This is a genomic window from Oceanobacter sp. 3_MG-2023, assembly GCF_030688925.1.
Lineage (GTDB): Bacteria > Pseudomonadota > Gammaproteobacteria > Pseudomonadales > Oceanobacteraceae > Oceanobacter.
The window spans coordinates 99,251-119,914 of the sequence record NZ_JAUYVX010000005.1; the positions used below are offsets into that span (position 1 = coordinate 99,251).

Below are 20,664 nucleotides of genomic sequence, written 5' to 3' on the forward strand. Positions count from 1 at the left end.
TGTCTCTGCCCTGACGACCGTTTTATTACCACTTGCAGAGCCACCCCTGCCTGCTTGTCAGACGCTTTTTTATGGTCGCAAACCGGCCTGCCGTTCGTGTCAGACCACGCATTTTCAAACAAGTCCACGCTGTTACGGCACACTCGATGCATGACATTTTCTGTATCAACACATCATTCATCAGCCACCACCGCCGGACTGAACCAATCGATTACTGTCTGGCCAAAGTAAAAGATAACCCGTTTTAAAGGCCTGTTTACACGGGTCTTTGCATCTGAAAACCGAATCAAAAAGAGGAACGCCGCCGTTCTGGACATCAACTGAACAACGATATTTATCAGCCGAAGAGGTGCCAAATGAGTGTATTCAGCCGCTATCAAGATCGTTACCAGGCCACTCAGCAAGAAGTCATGAGCCTGCAAGACTACCTCGATCTCTGCAAACAAGACCCGAGTGTGTATGCCACCGCCGCCGAACGTTTGTTATTAGCCATCGGTGAGCCACAACTGGTAGACACGTCCAAGGACCTGCGGCTCAGCCGCATCTTCTCCAACAAGATCATCAAGCGTTATCCAGCCTTTAACGAGTTTTACGGCATGGAAGAAGCGGTCGAAAGCATCGTGTCCTACTTCCGTCATGCCGCCCAGGGCCTCGAAGAACGCAAACAGGTATTGTATTTACTGGGGCCGGTGGGCGGAGGTAAATCCTCGCTGGCAGAACGTCTGAAACTGTTGATCCAGAATGTACCGTTTTACGCCATCAAGGGCTCACCGGTATTTGAATCACCACTGGGGCTGTTCGACCCGGCCGAAGACGCCGAGATTCTGGAAGAAGACTTTGGCATTCCACGTCGCTATCTCGGTCGCGTCATGTCGCCCTGGGCAGTCAAACGCCTGCATGAAATGGGCGGCGACATCAGCAAGTTCGAAGTCGTCAAACTCTACCCCTCCAGCCTCGACCAGGTTGGTGTGGCCAAAACCGAACCCGGCGATGAAAACAACCAGGATATTTCCTCACTGGTCGGCAAGGTCGATATTCGTAAACTGGAAGATTTCCCCCAGGACGATCCAGACGCCTATTCCTACTCCGGCTCCTTGTGCCGCGCCAACCAGGGGATGATGGAATTTGTCGAAATGTTCAAGGCTCCCATCAAGGTGCTGCACCCGCTGCTGACGGCCACCCAGGAAGGTAACTACAACGGCACTGAAGGCATGGGCGCGATTCCCTTCGAAGGCGTGATTCTGGCGCACTCCAACGAATCCGAATGGCAGACCTTCAAGAACAACAAGAACAACGAAGCCTTCCTCGACCGGGTCTATATCGTCAAGGTACCGTACTGCCTGCGTGTCGATGAAGAAGTCAAGATTTACGAAAAACTGCTCGAACACAGCTCTCTGGCCAGCGCTCCCTGCGCCCCCGATACCTTGAAAATGCTGGCCAAGTTCACCGTATTGTCACGACTGAAAGAGCCTGAGAATTCCAGCGTCTACTCCAAGATGCGTATCTACAACGGCGAGAATCTCAAGGACACCGATCCGAAAGCCAAGTCGCTGCAGGAATACCGGGATGCCGCGGGTGTCGATGAAGGCATGAACGGCATATCCACCCGTTTTGCCTTCAAGATTTTATCCAAGGTGTTCAACTTCGATGCCACCGAAGTGGCCGCCAATCCGGTGCACCTGATGTATATCCTCGAACAGGCGATAGAACAGGAGCAATACCCGGAAGAAACCCACAACCGCTACCTTAACTACCTGAAAGAATACCTGGCCCAGGATTATGTCGAGTTTATCGGCAAGGAAATCCAGACCGCCTATCTCGAATCCTATTCCGAATACGGCCAGAATATTTTTGACCGTTACGTCACCTACGCCGACTTCTGGATTCAGGATCAGGAGTACCGCGACCCGGAAACCGGTGAAATTCTGGACCGGGTCTCGATCAACGAAGAACTGGAAAAAATCGAGAAATCTGCAGGTATCAGCAATCCAAAAGATTTCCGTAACGAGATCGTCAATTTCGTCTTGCGCGCCAGAGCCAACCATAATGGCAATAACCCATCCTGGCAGTCGTACGAGAAAATGCGCTCGGTGATTGAGAAAAAAATGTTCTCCAACACCGAAGATCTGCTGCCGGTTATTTCCTTTTCTGCCAAATCTTCCCATCAGGATCAGAAAAAGCACAACGACTTTGTCGCCCGCATGACCGAACGAGGCTATACCGAGAAACAGGTTCGTCTGTTATCCGAATGGTACTTGCGTGTACGCAAGTCCCAGTAACCGGTGAACCCCGTGCAGCAGCATAAACGGTTGCTGCGCGGCTGAGTGCCGCAAACGCAGGGCCACGCTTCACGGGGAAGCTTCTGACGAGTGGAGACACTGTATGTCTTATATTATCGATCGACGCCTGAACGGCAAAAACAAGAGCATGGTGAACCGGCAACGGTTTTTACGGCGCTATAACCAACATATCAAGGAAGCGGTTGCGGATGCCGTAACGCGCCGTTCCATCACCGACATGGAACGCGGCGAGCAGATCAGCATCCCGACCCGCAACACCCACGAACCGGTTATCAGCCATGGTCAGGGCGGCAAGCAGCACCGGGTATTTCCGGGCAACAAAGAATTCAACACCGGCGACCAGCTGGAAAAACCCAAAGGTGGTGGTGGCGGCTCCGGCTCAGGAAAAGCCAGCAACCAGGGGGAAGGTGAAGACGACTTCCGCTTCTTTATTACCAAGGAGGAGTTTCTCAAATACCTGTTCGATGACCTCGAACTGCCCAACATGATCAAGAAAACCCTGTCGCAGTCAAAAGAGTTCAAGACCCGGCGAGGCGGCTTTGTTTCCGAAGGTACCCCCAACAACCTCTCGGTAGTACGGTCACTGCGTAATGCCCACGCTCGTCGTATTGGCATGGGCGCAGGCAAACGCCGCCGGATTCGTGAACTGACCGCCACCATCGATGCCTTGCTGGCCGACGGCGCAGGCGACAGCAACGCCGACCAGATCAACGCCCTGCGAGAAGAAATTCTCTCGCTGGAGAAAAAACTCAAACGGCTGCCGTTTATCGACCAGCTCGACTTGCGCTATCGCAACCAGATCAAGGTGCCCACCCCCACCAGCAAGGCCGTTATGTTTTGCCTGATGGATGTTTCCGGCTCCATGACCCAGGACGTCAAGGATCTGGCCAAGCGTTTTTACCTGCTGCTGTATCTGTTTCTGGAAAAGAACTACGAACACATCGAGATTGTTTTTATTCGTCACCACACCAGCGCCAAGGAAGTCACCGAAGAAGAGTTTTTCTACTCCAGAGAAACCGGCGGCACCATTGTCTCCAGCGCACTGAAGCTGATGAATAATATCGTCCAGGAACGCTACCTCAGTGGCGGCTGGAATATCTACGGCGCCCAGGCATCCGACGGCGACAACTGGGATGATGACTCACCGCTGTGCGCCAGTATTCTTGCCGAACAGCTGTTACCCGCCATTCAGCACTTTGCCTATATCGAAATCACGCCCCATGAACACCAGGCACTCTGGTACGCCTATCAGAGCGTCGCCAAAGCCTATAGCCAACAGTTTGCAACAGCCCAGATCCGCAATCCCGGCGATATTTTTCCGGTCTTCCGGGAGCTGTTCGCCAAAGAGCGTTATAAGGAGGCGGTATGACCCCAAAACCAGCGACAGACCAGCGTGAGTACCTGTCGACCGATTCCGACTGGAGCTTTGCCCTGCTGGAAGACTACGATCGGGAAATCGCCCGCATTGCCAAAAGCTACGGTCTCGATACCTACCCCAACCAGATTGAAATCATCAGTGCCGAACAAATGATGGATGCCTATTCCTCGGTGGGTATGCCGATTGGCTACAACCACTGGTCTTACGGCAAACAGTTTCTCGCCACCCAGAAAAGCTATCAGCGCGGACAAATGGGTCTGGCCTACGAGATCGTTATCAACTCCGATCCTTGTATCGCCTACCTGATGGAAGAAAACACCATGCCGATGCAAGCGCTGGTGATTGCCCACGCCTGTTACGGTCACAACTCCTTTTTCAAGGGTAATTACCTGTTCCAGACCTGGACAGATGCCAGCTCCATTATTGACTACCTGATGTTTGCCAAGCACTACGTCCGCAAGTGTGAAGAACGTTACGGCAACGAAGAAGTCGAACGAGTGTTAGATGCCTGTCATTCCCTGCAAAACTACGGCGTCGATCGTTATCGTCGGCCACGGCCGATCTCCGCCGCCGAAGAAAAGTTGCGCCAGGAAGAACGGGAAGACCAGATGCAACGGCAAATCAACGACCTCTGGCGTACCTTGCCGACCCACAGCACTGATGAAGTCAAAAACAAACCGCGTAAATTCCCGGAAGAACCACAGGAAAACCTGCTGTATTTCCTCGAAAAAAACGCCCCTCTGCTCGCCCCCTGGCAGCGTGAGCTGGTGCGTATCGTACGCAAAATTTCGCAGTACTTTTACCCGCAACGCCAGACTCAGGTGATGAACGAAGGGTGGGCCACCTTCTGGCACTACACATTGCTGAATCACCTGTACGATGAAGGCAAGGTCACCGACGGCTTTATGATGGAAGTGCTGGCGTCACACGCCAATGTGGTGCATCAACCGAGCTTCGATTCTCCACACTATTCCGGCATCAATCCCTACGCCCTCGGCTTCAATATGTTCCGGGACATCAAGCGCATTTGCGAAAACCCCACCGCAGAAGATCGCGACTGGTTTCCGGATATCGCCGGTAAAGACTGGCTGGAAACCCTGCACTTTGCCATGCACAACTTCAAGGATGAAAGTTTTGTCCAGCAGTTCCTGTCGCCGCACTTGATGCGGGAGTTTCATCTCTTCAGTATTTACGACGACGATGAACGAGCCCACTACGAGGTTGAAGCCATTCATAACGACAGCGGCTATCGCAAGGTTCGGGAAATGCTGGCGCGGCAGTACGACTTGTCAGTCCGGGAACCCAATATCCAGGTCTGGGCAGTCGATTTGCAAGGGGATCGCTCGATGACATTACGCCACACCATGCAGGATGGCACCCCACTGTCTGAGGATGTACATGAAGTACTCAAACATCTGAATTATTTATGGGGATTTGATATTCACCTGGAAACCTACAAGGACGGCAAACAAGTCAACAAACAAAGTTGCCCAGCCATGACCGTGGCGCACTGATCCCCACAGCCACTCCACGGGCAGCGTCTCAGCAGAGGCGCTGCCCGCCTCCCGCCTCCGCACTCTTCTTTGAATAAGTGTCATTTACAAATCACATCTCCGTAATGGTAAATTCATCAAATTTACTTACGTTTCTATGCTTTCGACGACCCCTATATACTATTCAGAGGAAAAGGACATGAACCTGTTCAGATTATCCACGCTGGCATTGGCCATTTCATTGGCAGCCTGTGGTAGCGATGGCAGTGATGGCAAAGATGGTGTCGACGGTATCGATGGCACCAATGGTGTTAACGGCGTAGACGGCCAGGATGGTACTGATGGTGTTGACGGCCAGGACGGTACTGACGGCCAGGACGGTCAAGATGGTGCCGATGCATCAACTGCCAAAGCCATCGACCTGACCATTCTGCATATGAATGATCACCACTCACACATCGCCGCCGACACCTTTGACTTTGATGTCTCCGGCCTGACTCTGGACACCAGCCTGACAGACGGTTCGGACATTGCCGAAGTAGAGGTCACTTACGGCGGTTTCCCGATGATGGTGACCCTGTTCGACACCCTTGCCAGCCAAAGTGACAATGTCCTGAAGCTGCATGCTGGTGATGCCGTCACCGGAACACTTTACTACTCGCTGTTTAATGGTCTGGCCGATGCCGAAATGATGAACCAGGTGTGCTTCGACGCTTTCGCACTGGGTAATCACGAGTTCGACAATGGTGATGATGGCCTTGCAGTCTTTATCGATGCCTTGAACGCCTCTGCTTGCGAAACCCCGACGCTGGCAGCCAACGTCGTGCCTCACGATGACTCAGCCATCAAGGACAAGATCCAGCCCTACCAGATCTTTGAACGTGACGGCGAGCAAATTGGTGTTATCGGTATCGATATTGCCAATAAAACCAAAAACTCCTCATTCCCTGATGACGGCACCGAATTCCTCGACGAAACCACTACCGCACAGCAATATATTGATGAGCTGGAAGGTATGGGCGTTAACAAAATCGTGCTGATGACCCACTACCAGTACAACAACGACCTGACGCTGGCCGCAGCACTGACCGGTGTTGACGTGATTGTGGGTGGTGATTCCCACACCTTGCTCGGCGATGACACCTTTGCCAGCGTCGGAGTTGGCTCCTCGGTCGCTGAATACCCAACCGTCGTGACCAACGCCGACGGCGAAACTGTCTGTGTGGTACAAGCCTGGGAATACGCCCACCTGCTGGGCAAGCTGACGGTCAGCTTCGACGCCGATGGTGTGGTTAGCGCCTGTGAAGGCCAGCCATACATGCCGATTGCCAACAGCTACCAATACGAAGACAGCACTGGTGAAGATGCCACGCTGAGCGGCAACTCGGCCTTTGCCATCAGCCAGGCTTTGACCGCCCATGACGAAATCGTCCTGACTCAGGAAGACTCTGTTACCGCCGACCTGCTGGCCGTATACGACGAACAGACCTCAATACTGGAACAAACCGTTATCGGCACTATCGCTGAAGATATGTGTTTCGAGCGTATTCCTGGTCAAGGCCGCTCCAGCATCTGTGACGTCACAGCCACCAGCGCCCACGGTTCTGATATTACCGGTCAGGTCGCCAAGGGTTTTGTCACCGTCACACCAACCGCGGATATCGGCATTCAGAATGGCGGTGGTGTTCGTGATGATCTGGCTGCTGGCGACGCCACCATTGCCGATGCCTTTACCCTGATGCCTTTTGCCAACACATTGGTAACGCTGGATATGACCGGCCAACAAATTCAGGATGTACTGGAAGACGCGCTGGATTACACACTGGATACCGACGGTTCAACCGGTGCCTACCCTTACGCTTACGGCCTGCGTTTTGATGTCGACCTGACTCAGGAAAAAGGCAGCCGCTTCAGCAATATTGAAGTCAACTCCCGTGGCGCAGGCGACTGGAGCAGTATGGATCTGGCGACCACCTACACCGTCGTAACCAATAACTACATTGCGGCAGGCCAGGATGGCTACACCACATTTGGCACCATCACTGGTGACGCTTATGTGGATACTTTCACTGAGTATGCCCAGAGCTTCGTTGACTATATGACGCTTCTGACCGACAACGGTGAATCCCTGAGCAAGCTGCCAGTTACTGAGTACTCGACTCAAACCTTGATCGATACCAATGGCTGCAACCACAGCACAGAAACCTGTACTGGCTACTAATAAACCGGCCATCAGGCTTCACCGGGCAACGAACGTTGCCTGACTAAAACAAAACCGGCCAACCTGAACAGGTTGGCCGGTTTTTCTGTTTTTATCTTGCCGTCTTAACCGATCTCACTACTCTCGCTACTTGCGCGACCAGCAACCAAGCATAAACCACCCATTCCCCCCTATTTAACCCGGCAACTATTAACAAGCAGGCGGTAACCATAACCAACCGACTATTGGGACGGCGGATTATAGCCTTCAAGCTGCCGGGCCAGACTGGCGGCAAAGGTGTCGGTCATTCCGGAAATATAATCCAGCGTACGCATATAACTTTCATACAGGGTCCAGCCAGGCTTGGGGGCAGAACCGCCCATCAACGCCAGCAAGCGCGTATTCCGAAACGTGGCGGCCTGACCCAAGGCACATTCCCGCGCTGCACTGAGAAAGGATTCCAGCAGCACCCCCAATGTGGTGTACGAGCCGATTTCAATGGTCAACTTGCGGCCGTCGCGGAAAATACGCTGACGGGCCAGTTCCTTGGCATCCGCCACCACCTGGCGTACCGCTGGCGGGCAATAATCGATAATGCCGCCGGCCAGGTTCCCTTGCAGCAATTGTGCTTCATGGCGTGTAAAACTGGCACTGACAGCCTGCACCATCACCTCCATGGCGTAGCCGCGTAAAATCTGCAGCTTGCGGCGATCGCCGTCTTCATTGGCAATATCTTCCTTCACCTGCTCCCACTGATCCACCAGCAATGGACTGAGCAGGGCTTCAACCTCGTGGTACTGCAGCAGGCCAACTTCCACACCATCTTCCAGATCAATCAGCCCATAACAAATATCATCGGCGGCCTCGACCAGATACACCAGAGGGTGACGACACCAACGATCTTCACCACGCGGCAACAGCCCCAACGTCGCGGCGACTTCACGCAAGATCGGCAATTCTGACTGATAACAGCCAAATTTTTTCGCCCGCCCCTCGGTTACTTCCATCACACTCCAGGGGTATTTGAGAAACGTCCCCAGGGTGGCATAGGTCAGCCGCATCCCCCCCTTGAAACGGTTGTATTCCACCTGAGTGACCAGCCGCAGCCCCTGGGCGTTACCTTCAAACGTCATCAGGTCAGCCTGCTGCTGCGCCGTCAGGTCTTCCAGAAAATGTCGGTTCTGTGCATCCATAAACCAGTGCCGAATCGCTTCTTCTCCACTGTGGCCGTAAGGAGGGTTGCCGATATCGTGGGCAAGACATGCCGCCTGTACCAAGGCTCCCAGGTCTCCGGCATCCATAAATTCCGGCAGTTGATGCGCCATGGCATTTCCTACCATGCTGCCCAGCGAGCGCCCCACACACCCCACTTCCAATGAATGCGTCAGGCGACTGTGCAAGTGGTCGTTCTCAGTCAGGGGGTGCACCTGGGTTTTACGATTCAGGCGCCGAAACGCCGATGAAAAAATAATACGGTCATAATCCTTGTGAAAAGGCGTTCGACCGATATCCAGCGCCAGCCGGGCCTGGGTTTCGCCATAACGCAGCGGCAACAACAATTGCCGCCAGTTCATACTGCTGCCAGCCATTCCCTCAGTGCCACCATCCGCTTGTTTTGCCATCAATTATTCTCTCCTTGCGCCGGGCCAGGCCTCTGGCTGTTCGACGACACCATGCCGTTATGACTGAATTCTGGTCTTTTAACCGCAGCGGTCATCTTTCCTGTCTCTCCATGCCACCCACTGCAAGGTCGCCAGCGGTCACTTGCGACCATGGTATAGCCTTTTAAAAAATATATTTAACCGATTGATTTTATTGAAGTTTTCAAAAAACTTCCGATTTATCCCGAAGCTAATACCAAGGTCTATCTATTGCCCAATCGAACTTAACTGATAGGTTACAACTGACCTATAAAATAACAATTAGGAGGGGTTATGTCTTTCAAGTCTGAAGACGATAAAAAAGCCTACTGGCGCAGAAACATCAACTTGATGAAGGTGCTGCTGGTTATCTGGGCTGTCTGTTCATATGGATTCGGTATTTTGCTACGGCCATTACTCGACAATATCCCGGTGGGTGGTGTCGGCTTGGGGTTCTGGTTTGCACAGCAAGGTTCAATCTACGTGTTCCTAGCAATCGTATTTTATTACGCTAAAAAAATGCGTGATCTCGACCGTGAATTCGGCGTTGACGACTAATAAAAATAAATAGCTGAGGAATCAATAATGGATCTCACGACCTTAACCTACATTGTTGTAGGTCTTACGTTTGCCCTGTATATGGGTATTGCAGTTTGGGCCCGAGCGGGTACTACTGGCGAATTCTACTCTGCTGGCGGCGGTGTTCACCCGGTCGCTAACGGTATGGCAACCGGTGCTGACTGGATGTCTGCTGCTTCTTTTATCGGCATGGCCGGTCTGATTGCATTTAAAGGTTACGACGCGTCTATCTTTCTGATGGGCTGGACCGGTGGTTATGTACTGCTGGCTCTGTGCTTGGCACCTTACCTGCGCAAGTTCGGCAAGTTTACCGTGCCTGATTTTATTGGTGATCGTTACTACTCCAGAACAGCCCGTATCGTTGCGGTTGTCTGCCTGATCGTTGCTTCCCTGACCTATGTAATTGGTCAAATGAAAGGCATCGGCGTGGCTTTCTCCCGCTTCCTCGACGTTGATTATGCAACTGGCCTGTACTCCGGTATGGCGATTGTATTCTTCTACGCCGTACTCGGCGGTATGAAAGGCGTTACCTACACCCAGATCGCGCAATACTGTGTACTGATCTTTGCTTACACCGTACCTGCGGTCTTTATCTCCCTGAACCTGACTGGCAACCCAATCCCACAACTCGGTTTCATGGGTGATACTGCCGACGGCACTCCCCTGCTGATCAAGCTTGACCAGACCCTGGTTGACCTCGGCTTTGCGGAATACACCGCCCAGAAAGGCGGCACCTTCAATATGATGATGTACACCCTGTCACTGATGTTTGGTACAGCCGGTCTGCCTCACGTTATTATCCGCTTCTTCACGGTTCCTAAAGTATCTGATGCGCGTAAGTCTGCGGGCTGGGCATTGCTGTTTATTGCCATCCTGTACACCACGGCCCCTGCAGTTGGCTCTATGGCTCGTCTGAACCTGACCAACACCATCCAGAATCCTGAATTTGCCGTTGGTGATCCACAAGCCAACCTGGAATACTCCGAACGTCCTGACTGGTTCAAAAACTGGGAAACCACTGGTCTGCTGCAGTTTGAAGACAAAAACGGTGATGGCCGCATCCAGTACTACAACGATCAAAACCCTGAATTTGCTGCCAAAGCCGAATCTTATGGCTGGGAAGGCAATGAAATGGTGAAAGTTGACCGTGACATCATGGTACTGGCCAACCCTGAAATCGCTAACCTGCCTAACTGGGTAATCGCTCTGGTTGCTGCCGGTGGTCTGGCTGCAGCACTGTCTACAGCCGCTGGTTTGTTGCTGGCCATTTCCTCTGCTATCTCGCACGATTTGCTGAAAAGCACCTTCATGCCGAATATCACAGAGAAACAGGAACTGCTGGCCGCTCGTGTTGCCATGGCCGGTGCCATTATGGTCGCAGGCTACCTTGGCCTGAACCCTCCTGGCTTCGCCGCTCAGGTAGTTGCCCTGGCCTTTGGTCTGGCTGCCGCGTCTATCTTCCCGGCCTTGATGATGGGTATCTTCAGCAGCAAGATTAACAACACCGGTGCAGTAAGCGGTATGTTGGCAGGCCTGGTTTCAACACTGGTTTATATCTTCGTCTACAAAGGCTGGTTCTTTGTTGCCGGTACCGAGATGTTGCCAAACACTCCAGATAACTGGTTCCTGGGGGTATCCCCTGAGGCCTTCGGTGCTCTGGGTGCGTTGATCAACTTTGTGGTTGCTTTTGTTGTCACCAACATGACAGCACCAGTACCGAAACATATTGAAGAAATGGTTGAAAGCATCCGTGTTCCTAAAGGCGCCAGCGCCGCTCAGGATCACTAAGATGTGATAAACGAACTCTCGTTATAACCCGGCTTCGGCCGGGTTTTTTTATGGCTGTTGTTTGGTGTTGCAGATACAGGCTCAAGCAGCTTGAAAGGTCCCAGCCGCAACAGAGAAAGAGGAAAAGCTGTCGTGAAGGCGGCAATCTCCGCCAAGGTCAGGATAGCCTCGGTATTGTAAACCCTGATAAATTTACAGAGGCATTTACAGGGGCGTTTACAGGGACAGGTCTCTGGGCATTCAACCAGAACAGAGGTTGCGCGTTTTTTCAGTGGCTGCTAGCTTGAATAGCTGAATGATAAAGCATTGCCTTGGCGTACTGTCGTTTTACGTGTCAAGGCTACTTGAAAAATGCGCATTCGAAGAAACAAAACGGCTAAACAGAAAGGACAAGAAGAATGTCAGAAAACGATAGGTTGGCTGTACTCATTGATGCCGACAATGCCCAGGCTGCAATCTGCGAAGAACTATTGGCGGAAATATCAAAATTTGGTGTAGCCAGTGTGAAACGAGCATATGGAGATTGGACAACAACCAATCTGAAAAGCTGGAAGCCACACCTTCACAAGTACGCGATCCAACCAATACAGCAGTTCAGCTACACACAAGGTAAAAACTCCACGGATTCATCTCTGATTATTGATGCAATGGATCTGTTACACGAGGGAAGGCTTGATGGTTTTTGCCTGATTTCTTCTGATAGTGATTTCACCAGGCTGGCGAACAGGATTCGCGAAAGTGGATTGGTTGTATATGGTTTTGGCGAAAAGAAAACACCAGAGCCATTTGTAGCCGCATGTGACAAATTTGTATATACAGAAGTGTTAAGAAAATCTGAACATCAAAATATCAAGGATGAATCCGGCAACCCGGAATTAAAAAGAATTATTATCGATGCAGTTAATGCTGTATCCAAAGATGATGGCTGGTCACCGTTATCAGCGGTTGGAGGATATATCAATAAGAAAACACCCTCGTTTGATCCAAGAAATTATGGTTTTGAAAAACTCGGAAAACTGGTTAGATCGTTGATTTACCTGGAGTTTCAAGAACGGAAATTTGGTGATGAATCCTCTAATGTACATATTTATGTTAGAGAAAAAACGGCGTAACAAGTACGGTAACGTCTATTTATTTCCAGAGGATATTTCAGGGTTTTTTTTGGCTACAACAAATATATCCTGAAACACTCTGAAACAACCACATCACAGCAAGGATTTCAGCTGCTGCAGTTTTTCTTGCTGTTGCTGACGCGCCAATGGCCGTTCGCTGGTTTCTGGCAGTGCTTTCTCAATGGTCAGCTGAATATCCTCGCCCTGTTGCAGCCGCTGCAATAGCAGGTCGTAGTTACGTTTGAATACCGGAAAGGCTTTGTATTCCGCATTATTGGCAAGAAAAAACCAGTCACTGGCCCGTCCGGCGAAATACACCACCGGGTGACTCCAGGCGAAGGTTTTTTTCGGCGAAGGCGCCCGGCAGGCTTCAATATACGCGGCATGAGCATCCGGTACGCCCAACTCCCCTGCCAGGTCACAGCGAGAAATCACTTCATGGACATTGGGCAAATAGCTGGATTCCTTAACGGCGCGCTCCGCGGCCGCCAGGATCGTACTGGCCGGGTAATCCACCAGCAGCCGGGACCACAAGCGCTTGGCGGTGATCAGGGTCGCAGCATCGGGAAAGGCTTTGAGAAACTGGTTGTGGTAGTTGAAGCGAAACAGCTCAAACATTTGGTTCAAGGCCGATTTCTGCTCGGTGTTGGCGGCTTTTTGCCCTTCACCAGCTGGTGTCCTTGAGTCGGCGCAAACTTGCTTCAACTGTTGTGTAGTCCGGTTCAGCAGTTGCTTGTCCATTCTTGCCTCCTGATGTTGTCGACGGGGTCGGTTGTGACAGCTGCCGCGCCCATTGCTGTTTGATGTATTGCAAGAAGCGGCTGTTCCAGCTGTTGTGTACCTGACGGGAATCACGCCAGTAAAGCACAAATTCGGCTACCCGTTCACGGGCAAATTGCGGGTTGATATGTGCCATGGAGAGAATATCGTAACAGTCGCTCGAGGGTTGCCAGTCGCTGGGAATCGGCAAGGGTACGGTCGAATGTTCCACCGCCGCCGAATAACGCGCCCATTGCTGACGAATGTGCTGGATAAACTTGCTGTTCCAGGTTTTTAGCGCATCGCCCCGCTCACGCCAGTACAGGATAAATTCTGCCACGGCATCATCAATAAACTGCTGTTCAATCCCGGAACGTTGTAATATCTGCAAGGCATCTTCACTGGGGCGCCACTGATGGCCAATGGGAGCGGCTTCGTCACTGGCAACACTGAAACCACTGCGGTTCAGCTGGCCTTCTTGCTGCAGCCGTTGACGTTCGGCGTCGTTCTGGGCGTATACCCACTGTTTTTTGACGAAGCGGAAAAAGCGGGTATTCCAGTCGTTCCGGTTAGCCCCTTGCTCTTGCCCTTGTAATAAAAAGACATCCCGCTGGGCCCAGATAAAACTGGCCGGAATACCATGCTGTTGCAGTCGGGTCAGTGTATCCGCACTGGGCTGCCAATCCTGGCCAATACTGTGGTGAGCATGGGCGGCTGGTATTCCCTGTGCCATCGGTACTGCGCTAGCACCACCCAGAGGTCGGGCCGGTGCTGCAGCGGCCGACTGGCTGTGTTCAAAACTCAGTACCAGTTCAACGCTTTCCGGGTACATCGGGCCATGCAAGCGAATAAGCCCCTTGTCTACCAAGCTTGCCAGCGTACGGCGAATCGTCACATCATCCCAAAAAGGCAGTTGCTGGCGCACGGTATCACGCGCCAGCCGGATACCCTGATGGTGGCTGTCGGGCTGTAATATCGCAGCCTGGTTGATAATCGTCAGTAAGACTGCATCTTCCAGCCCGATCGTGGCGGCCAGCGTCACAGACAAAGGGATGGAATAATCGTTGAACAGAGGGTGATTACTCATGATGCATTGCTTGAATTAACCTGAATCAAAAACGGAAGAATAAAACGAGAGCATTAACCGTAGCGGCTAGTGGCATTGCACCATGCTACCGTCATAGCGCCAGAGAGTCATACGATTCTGTGATGCCAGTGTTTGCTGTTCGGGGCCGGGCACGATAAAAGCGCATCCGGCTCCTTTACTGCGACATTGTGCCACCGCTCAAGAGCACCTGCGATCCACGCTCTCCATTAACCCTGAAAAAACCTGTCACCAGAGAAGCGTTTATCGTGTTTAAAATGCTTAAAAAAGCCGCTCAATCAAGCGGCTTGATTTTACCGGCAGGCAGGTGCCAGCATTCCGGAACGAATTACGCCAAACGCTTGTATTTCATACGTTTTGGCGCTGCGTCGGCACCCAGGCGTTTCTTCCGATCGGCTTCGTATTCAGTGTAGTTGCCTTCAAAAAAGCTGACTTTTGAATCACCTTCATACGCCATGATATGAGTGGCGATACGGTCGAGGAACCAGCGATCGTGGGATACCACCATCACGGCTCCGGGGAAGGCCAGTACGGCTTCTTCCAATGCGCGCAAGGTTTCTACATCGAGGTCGTTGGACGGTTCGTCCAGCAACAGAACGTTGGCTCCCTGTTTCAGGGTATGGGCCAGCTGCAGGCGGCCACGTTCACCACCGGAAAGGTCTCCAACCCGTTTTTGCTGGTCTCCACCCTTGAAGTTAAAGCGGCCAATGTAAGAACGACTGGGGTATTCCTTGCCATTGATGGTCAGCATGTCCAGACCGCCAGAGATGGCTTCCCAGACGCTTTTGCTGTCGTCCAGCTCGTCACGCAGCTGTTCTACAAAGGCCAGTTTGACGCTGTCGCCCATAACCACTTCGCCGCTATCGGGTTGCTCTGTCCCGGCAATCATACGGAACAGGGTGGATTTACCCGCTCCGTTACCCCCAACGATCCCGACGATCGCACCCGCGGGTACGGTAAAGCTGAGGTCATCAATCAGAACGCGATCACCGTAAGCCTTGGTCACATTATGGAATTCGATCACCTTGTCACCCAAACGTGGGCCAGGCGGGATGTAGATTTCGTTGGTTTCGTTGCGGGTCTGGAATTCGCGGGAGTTCATTTCCTCGAATCGGGCCAGACGTGCCTTGGATTTGGACTGACGCCCTTTGGCACCTTGTCGCACCCATTCCAGCTCGTGTTTGATGGCCTTGGCATGGGCATCTTCTTCTTTCTTTTCTTGCTCCAGGCGTTTCTCTTTGGCTTCCAGCCAGGTGGTGTAGTTACCTTCGTAAGGAATACCATGGCCGCGATCCAGCTCCAGAATCCATTCGGCACAATTGTCGAGGAAATAACGATCGTGGGTAATTGCTACCACGGTGCCAGGGTATTCTTCCAGGAATTTCTCCAGCCAGCCGACGGATTCTGCATCCAGGTGGTTGGTGGGTTCGTCCAGCAACAGCATGTCGGGTTTTGACATCAACAGACGGCACAGGGCAACACGACGACGCTCTCCCCCTGACAATTTGGTAACATCAGCATCCCAGGGTGGCAGTCGCAGCGCATCGGCGGCAATTTCCATCTGGCGGTCGCTGTCATGGCCGTCAGCCGCTTCGATCAGGGCTTCAAGCTGGCCCTGCTTTTTGGCCAGGGCGTCAAAGTCGGCATCCGGCTCGGCATAGGCGGCGTATACGGCATCCAGTTCGGCCTTGGCGTTCATCAGTTCGCTGAGGCCATCTTCAACATTGCCTCTGACGTCTTTGGCCGGGTCCAGTTCCGGCTCCTGGGGCAGGTAGCCAATATTCAGGTCGGGCTGTGGACGCGCTTCGCCAATAAAATCCTGGTCAATACCTGCCATGATTTTTAACAGGGTCGACTTACCGGAACCATTCAGGCCGAGCACACCAATTTTGGCACCCGGGAAAAAAGATAGTGAGATATCGCGCAGAATCTGACGCTTGGGCGGTACAATCTTGCCCAGACGGTTCATCGTAAATACATACTGTGCCATGGTGAAACCTTTAACTGAAAATGCTGCGCCAAACTACTGAAATCCACCGTGAATGGCAATCAGCGACAACACGATCCACACACCCAGTGACCGGGTGTGCAGAAACCGTTCCGGTTTCTTATCTGTCAGAATAATGAGCAGAGATCAGATTCATGCAGCATCATGACCCAGCAGGCCATTCCGTGCGACCAGCAACGCGCCTACATTATTTTTTTCTTCCCTCATTGATCATCATGGTGGCGATTGTTGTCTTCAATGTGTTCCAGCATATACACGCCGACCGTAAGCGATTACTCACCAATGCCACCACGCTGGTGCAGCAACAAGCCACGGTCATGCACTCGCTGTTGTTGGCATATACGCCGTTACAATGCAGTGTAAGTGGGCAGATATCTGCCACTCCTCCAACCTCAGCCAGTACCCACAAGACGCTCCCAAATCACAGCACTGACCTCGACCAGCTGACAGCATTAACGCCTTCGCTGGAAGCCATCGCCATGGTGACGACCACGCAGCCGCTGGTTTATGTGCAACAAATGGGGCCGCTACTGGATCACAATCATCTGCTGACATTGGCAGAACAGCCGGACTCGCCCTTGCTGACACAACCCTATCGAGTCGACCAGCAGCTTTATCTGCAGTCCTGGTGCCATCGTTCTGGACAGTCTTATCGGGTTATCAGCCGCCACTCGCTGGACCGTTTCCGTGGTCATATTTTACCCAGCGGCAACCCCGGCATTACGCTCCGGCTGATCGATACCCTGGCGCCGTACGCTGAAAGCCATCGCCAGATCAGCCATCCTCCGACCAGCCCATTGGTACAACAGGCGATTCCCGGCACGCATTGGTCTGTGGTGGCCTTCCCGTTACCGGAGGATCTGAAGCATCATCTGACCGGCTATTTGCTCGCCCCGCTATTGCTGATTTTGATACTGATTTCTTCGGTATGGGCGTTTCGTCGTTCGGTGCAGCAGGCGGAGCAGGCTGCGACCCAAGCCGATACTCAGCGCCAGCAAGCGGAAGAACGGGCCAATCGGGTGCTGCAGTCAATCGAAGATGCCCTGATTTCTACCGATGCCAACGGTGAAGTGAACTATGTCAATCACCGGGCCAGTGAGCTGCTGGCACAAAATGGTTATACCTTGCTTAAAGGCCACACTCTCGCGGCGATCTGGCCACACCCACAAGCCTTGTGGGCCCATGGGCTGAGTGTTCAGGAGCTGGCACACCTGCACGACAAAGGCCGTACCCTGACGGCTAGCCTTGATGGAGAATCACGCATCATGGAGCAGAGCCATTACCCGCTGTATCGCGATCAGCAGCTTGATGGCATCGTCTGGATACTGCGCGACATCAGCACCTCGGTACATACCCGGCGCGAACTGGAACGCAGCCGTCAGCGTTATATGTCACTGTTTGAGGAATCAGGTGTCGCGCATTGGTTGCTGGATATCGCGGAGTTTCACAACAGTATCGACAGCCTGAGCATTATCAATGTCAATCAAGCGGCCATTGCCCTGGCGGGTGCCAGCAGCCGCTCCCAGCTGCAACGGCAATTTCGCCAGCTGTTTACTGACGACCGTCACGCCTTTCTCGATGCCGTTCAACAAAGCCGCCAGGAACAATCCCGGTTTACCCATACCCAGGTTGCGATTACCCGTTTTGATGGCCAGCAACGGGAGCTGTCGATTCATTTCAGTCCGGGTTTCGAGCACAAGCTGATGGTTTCCCTGATTGATGTCACCGAAGAAAAACGAGCGGCGGAACGGGCAAGGGAACAGGAAAACTTCTGGGCGGCGGTCATGGCCGCCATGCCGGATACCGTTTTTGTCGCCGATCTGGACGATCAGCTGGAGCCTGCCATCATTTACCGCAACCGCTCCGGTTCGGAAACACTGGGGTATCCGGCGCTGGCCGATAACGATGGTTGTTGCGACTGGTTACTGTATGCCTCGGACGAAGAAAAACAACGCTGCCATCAGGCGCTGACTGTCCTCAGAACCCTGCCACCGGGCAAGGCGCATATCATCTGTTTACAATGCCGCCACCACGATGGCAGCACCCGGCTAATCCGCTTCGAGCTGACGCCATTCCGGTACGATCAGAACGGTAATGTAAACAGCTACATTGGCACCGCCCGAGATGTCACCGACGACCGCGCCAAACAGCAACAAACCATCGAAAGCGAAGCCCGCTATCGCATGGTGGCGGAAAACATGACCGACGTCATCTGGGCCACCGACAGCCATATGAAGCTCAATTTCGTCAGTACTTCCGTACACCGGCTGTTGGGGTATCAACCGGACGAATTGCTGAAGCTGGGAATCGACGTGATTTTCAGCCTCCGCGATATCCGCTCATTACAGCTCGATTTGCGCCAGGCCTTGCAAACAGCAACCAATAACCCCGACCTGCACCACAATCTGTTACAAAAGGATATTCAGGCGACAACCCGGGATGGCGAACGCCGCCTGTTGAATATACAGGCCAGCATGATTCGCAACCCGGACGGCAGCACACAGGGCATCACAGGGATTTGTCGCGACGTCACGGAAGAACGCCGTAACGAACAAGAACTGCTGCTGGCCGCCGATGTGTTTGAAAACACCAACGAAGCCATTATCGTCGCCGATGACAACTTCCGGGTAGTCAAGGTCAACCGGTCCTTTACCCAGATTACCGGCTTTCCGGCGCATGAAATTATCGGTAAAACCCCGGATCACCTGGTCGCTCCGGAGCATCGCAACAACCACTATATGCACGATATTATCGAAACGCTGGTGGTTGATAATTACTGGCAGGGCGAACTCAAATATCGCTGCATGAGTGGCGAAACACGCACTTCCTGGACCGGCATCAGCATCATTCGTGATCCACAACACGAGATCCAGAGTCTGACCATCATTATGTCGGACATCACCGAGCGTAAAGCCAACGAAGAGCGCATCCATCACCTCGCCTACTACGACCCTCTCACCGGCCTCGCCAATCGCGCCCAGATGCACGAGCGGCTGGAAGCACTGATGCACAAGACCAGCCATCACAACAGCCATCTGTCGCTGCTGTTTATTGACCTTGACCGATTCAAGCCGATCAATGATTCCCTTGGCCACCCAGCGGGAGACAAGGTCTTGATTGAGGTCGCCGAGCGGCTGCGCCAATGTGTCAAAAGTGGCGATATGGTGTGCCGGATGGGCGGTGACGAATTCACCATCGGACTGGCCTTTGATAATACCAATCACGACGTGGTCACCATTCCCCAGCGAGTGGCAGAGCGTATTCTCAAAGAACTCAACCAACCCTATTACATTGGCAAGCACCAGTTATTCCTCAGTGCCAGTATCGGTATCGCCACCTACCCGAACGATGGCGACAGTGTTATCGAACTGCTGAAAAACGCCGATATGGCCATGTACCATGCCAAGGACGCTGGCCGTAACAATCTGCAGTTTTATAATGCCGCCATGAACCGCCAGGCGGTGGAACGGATGGAGCTGGAAAATGATCTGCACCAGGTGCTGCAAAAACAGGAACTGTACTTGCTGTTTCAGCCACAGTACGACTCCCGGACCTTGCGCGCCGTGGGTGTCGAAGCCCTGCTGCGCTGGCATCACCCGGTTCGCGGCGAGGTTTTGCCACAGGAGTTTGTACCGATTCTGGAAGATACCGGGCTGATTGGCCCAGTTGGCTGCTGGGTGCTGGAGCAAGCCTGTCTGAAAATGGCGGGCTGGCTTGAGCTGGGGCTGTCGATTCAACTGATTGCGGTCAACGTCTCTGCACGTCAGTTCAAATACCCCGGCTTTGTCGACGAGGTCAAACAGGCACTGCAAAAATCCGGTATTTCTCCACACCATCTGGAGCTGGAGCTGACCGAATCCGCATTGATCGACGATATTGATTTCACCCTGTCGGTGTTGCACGAATTACGGGCGCTGGGCGTACGCATCTCGATTGATGATTTTGGGACTGGCTATTCGTCACTCAATTATCTGAAACAGTTTCCGGTTGATATTCTCAAGGTAGACCGCAGTTTTATCCAGAACCTGCCCACCAACCGTGATGATGCCCAGATTACCCGCACCATTATTGCCATGGCCCATAATCTGGGGCTGGGGGTGATTGCCGAAGGGATCGAGAACTGCGAACAACTGGCATTTTTGATCGAAGCACGTTGTGAAACCCTTCAAGGCTATCTGCTATCGGTTCCTGTCACCGCTGACGAGCTCGAAGCCCGTATGACCGACCAGCCGGTATGCAGCCTCAAAGCAATTGAGCGAGATTCAGTCTGATGGTGAATAACACTCACGTGCCAGAACGCCA

General features: G+C 52.8%; 12 protein-coding genes. 8 read left to right on the forward strand and 4 right to left on the reverse strand.

The features are described 5' to 3' along the window. The first annotated feature begins 356 nt into the window (after window positions 1-356). The 4 genes from Q8W32_RS06260 (at window position 357) to nadN (ending at window position 7,392) form a co-directional block, all read left to right on the forward strand. A complete protein-coding gene (locus Q8W32_RS06260) occupies window positions 357-2,279 on the forward strand; it encodes a PrkA family serine protein kinase (protein WP_303432626.1) in 1,923 nt (640 codons plus the stop codon). Between the two features lie 103 nt (window positions 2,280-2,382). After that, window positions 2,383-3,669 carry a YeaH/YhbH family protein gene (locus Q8W32_RS06265; protein ID WP_303432627.1) on the forward strand — a complete coding sequence of 429 codons (1,287 nt, stop codon included), beginning with the start codon at window positions 2,383-2,385 and terminating at the stop codon, window positions 3,667-3,669. Then, entirely contained in the window at window positions 3,666-5,192 is a 1,527-nt protein-coding gene (locus tag Q8W32_RS06270; RefSeq protein ID WP_303432628.1) for a SpoVR family protein, read from the forward strand. Before Q8W32_RS06265 ends, Q8W32_RS06270 begins: the two co-directional genes overlap by 4 nt. 178 nt (window positions 5,193-5,370) lie before the next feature. After that, on the forward strand, window positions 5,371-7,392 hold the full coding sequence (gene nadN / locus Q8W32_RS06275) for an NAD nucleotidase (protein WP_305414180.1): 2,022 nt from the start codon (window positions 5,371-5,373) through the stop codon (window positions 7,390-7,392). A 221-nt stretch (window positions 7,393-7,613) separates the two neighbouring features. Here the strand turns inward: nadN and Q8W32_RS06280 are convergent, their stop codons facing one another. Continuing rightward, window positions 7,614-8,993 carry a deoxyguanosinetriphosphate triphosphohydrolase gene (locus tag Q8W32_RS06280; protein ID WP_305414181.1) on the reverse strand — a complete coding sequence of 460 codons (1,380 nt, stop codon included), beginning with the start codon at window positions 8,991-8,993 and terminating at the stop codon, window positions 7,614-7,616. Between the two features lie 312 nt (window positions 8,994-9,305). Between Q8W32_RS06280 and Q8W32_RS06285 the strand changes: the two genes are divergently transcribed. The 3 genes from Q8W32_RS06285 to Q8W32_RS06295 all read left to right on the forward strand — a co-directional run bounded on the left by Q8W32_RS06285 (window position 9,306) and on the right by Q8W32_RS06295 (window position 12,490). After that, entirely contained in the window at window positions 9,306-9,569 is a 264-nt protein-coding gene (locus Q8W32_RS06285) for a DUF4212 domain-containing protein (protein ID WP_303432632.1), read from the forward strand. Window positions 9,570-9,596: 27 nt separating this feature from the next. Next, complete coding sequence (locus Q8W32_RS06290; protein WP_305414182.1) at window positions 9,597-11,378, forward strand: sodium:solute symporter family protein; 1,782 nt, start codon at window positions 9,597-9,599, stop codon at window positions 11,376-11,378. 398 nt (window positions 11,379-11,776) lie between these two features. Further along, window positions 11,777-12,490, forward strand: coding sequence for an NYN domain-containing protein (locus Q8W32_RS06295; RefSeq protein ID WP_303432636.1), 714 nt, complete (start codon window positions 11,777-11,779; stop codon window positions 12,488-12,490). A 93-nt stretch (window positions 12,491-12,583) separates the two neighbouring features. Here Q8W32_RS06295 and Q8W32_RS06300 read toward each other — a convergent pair whose 3' ends face one another. The 3 genes from Q8W32_RS06300 to ettA form a co-directional block, all read right to left on the reverse strand. Next, window positions 12,584-13,231 (reverse strand): replication protein P, encoded by a 648-nt coding sequence (locus tag Q8W32_RS06300; RefSeq protein ID WP_305414183.1) that lies wholly within the window; start codon window positions 13,229-13,231, stop codon window positions 12,584-12,586. Further along, window positions 13,155-14,336, reverse strand: a complete 1,182-nt coding sequence (locus Q8W32_RS06305) for a DnaT-like ssDNA-binding domain-containing protein (RefSeq protein ID WP_305414184.1) — start codon at window positions 14,334-14,336, stop codon at window positions 13,155-13,157. The genes Q8W32_RS06300 and Q8W32_RS06305 overlap by 77 nt, the downstream gene beginning before the upstream one ends. 346 nt (window positions 14,337-14,682) lie before the next feature. After that, window positions 14,683-16,344, reverse strand: a complete 1,662-nt coding sequence (gene ettA, locus Q8W32_RS06310; protein ID WP_303432642.1) for an energy-dependent translational throttle protein EttA — start codon at window positions 16,342-16,344, stop codon at window positions 14,683-14,685. Between the two features lie 233 nt (window positions 16,345-16,577). Between ettA and Q8W32_RS06315 the strand changes: the two genes are divergently transcribed. Further along, on the forward strand, window positions 16,578-20,633 hold the full coding sequence (locus tag Q8W32_RS06315) for an EAL domain-containing protein (protein ID WP_305414185.1): 4,056 nt from the start codon (window positions 16,578-16,580) through the stop codon (window positions 20,631-20,633). The last annotated feature ends 31 nt before the right edge of the window (window positions 20,634-20,664 follow it).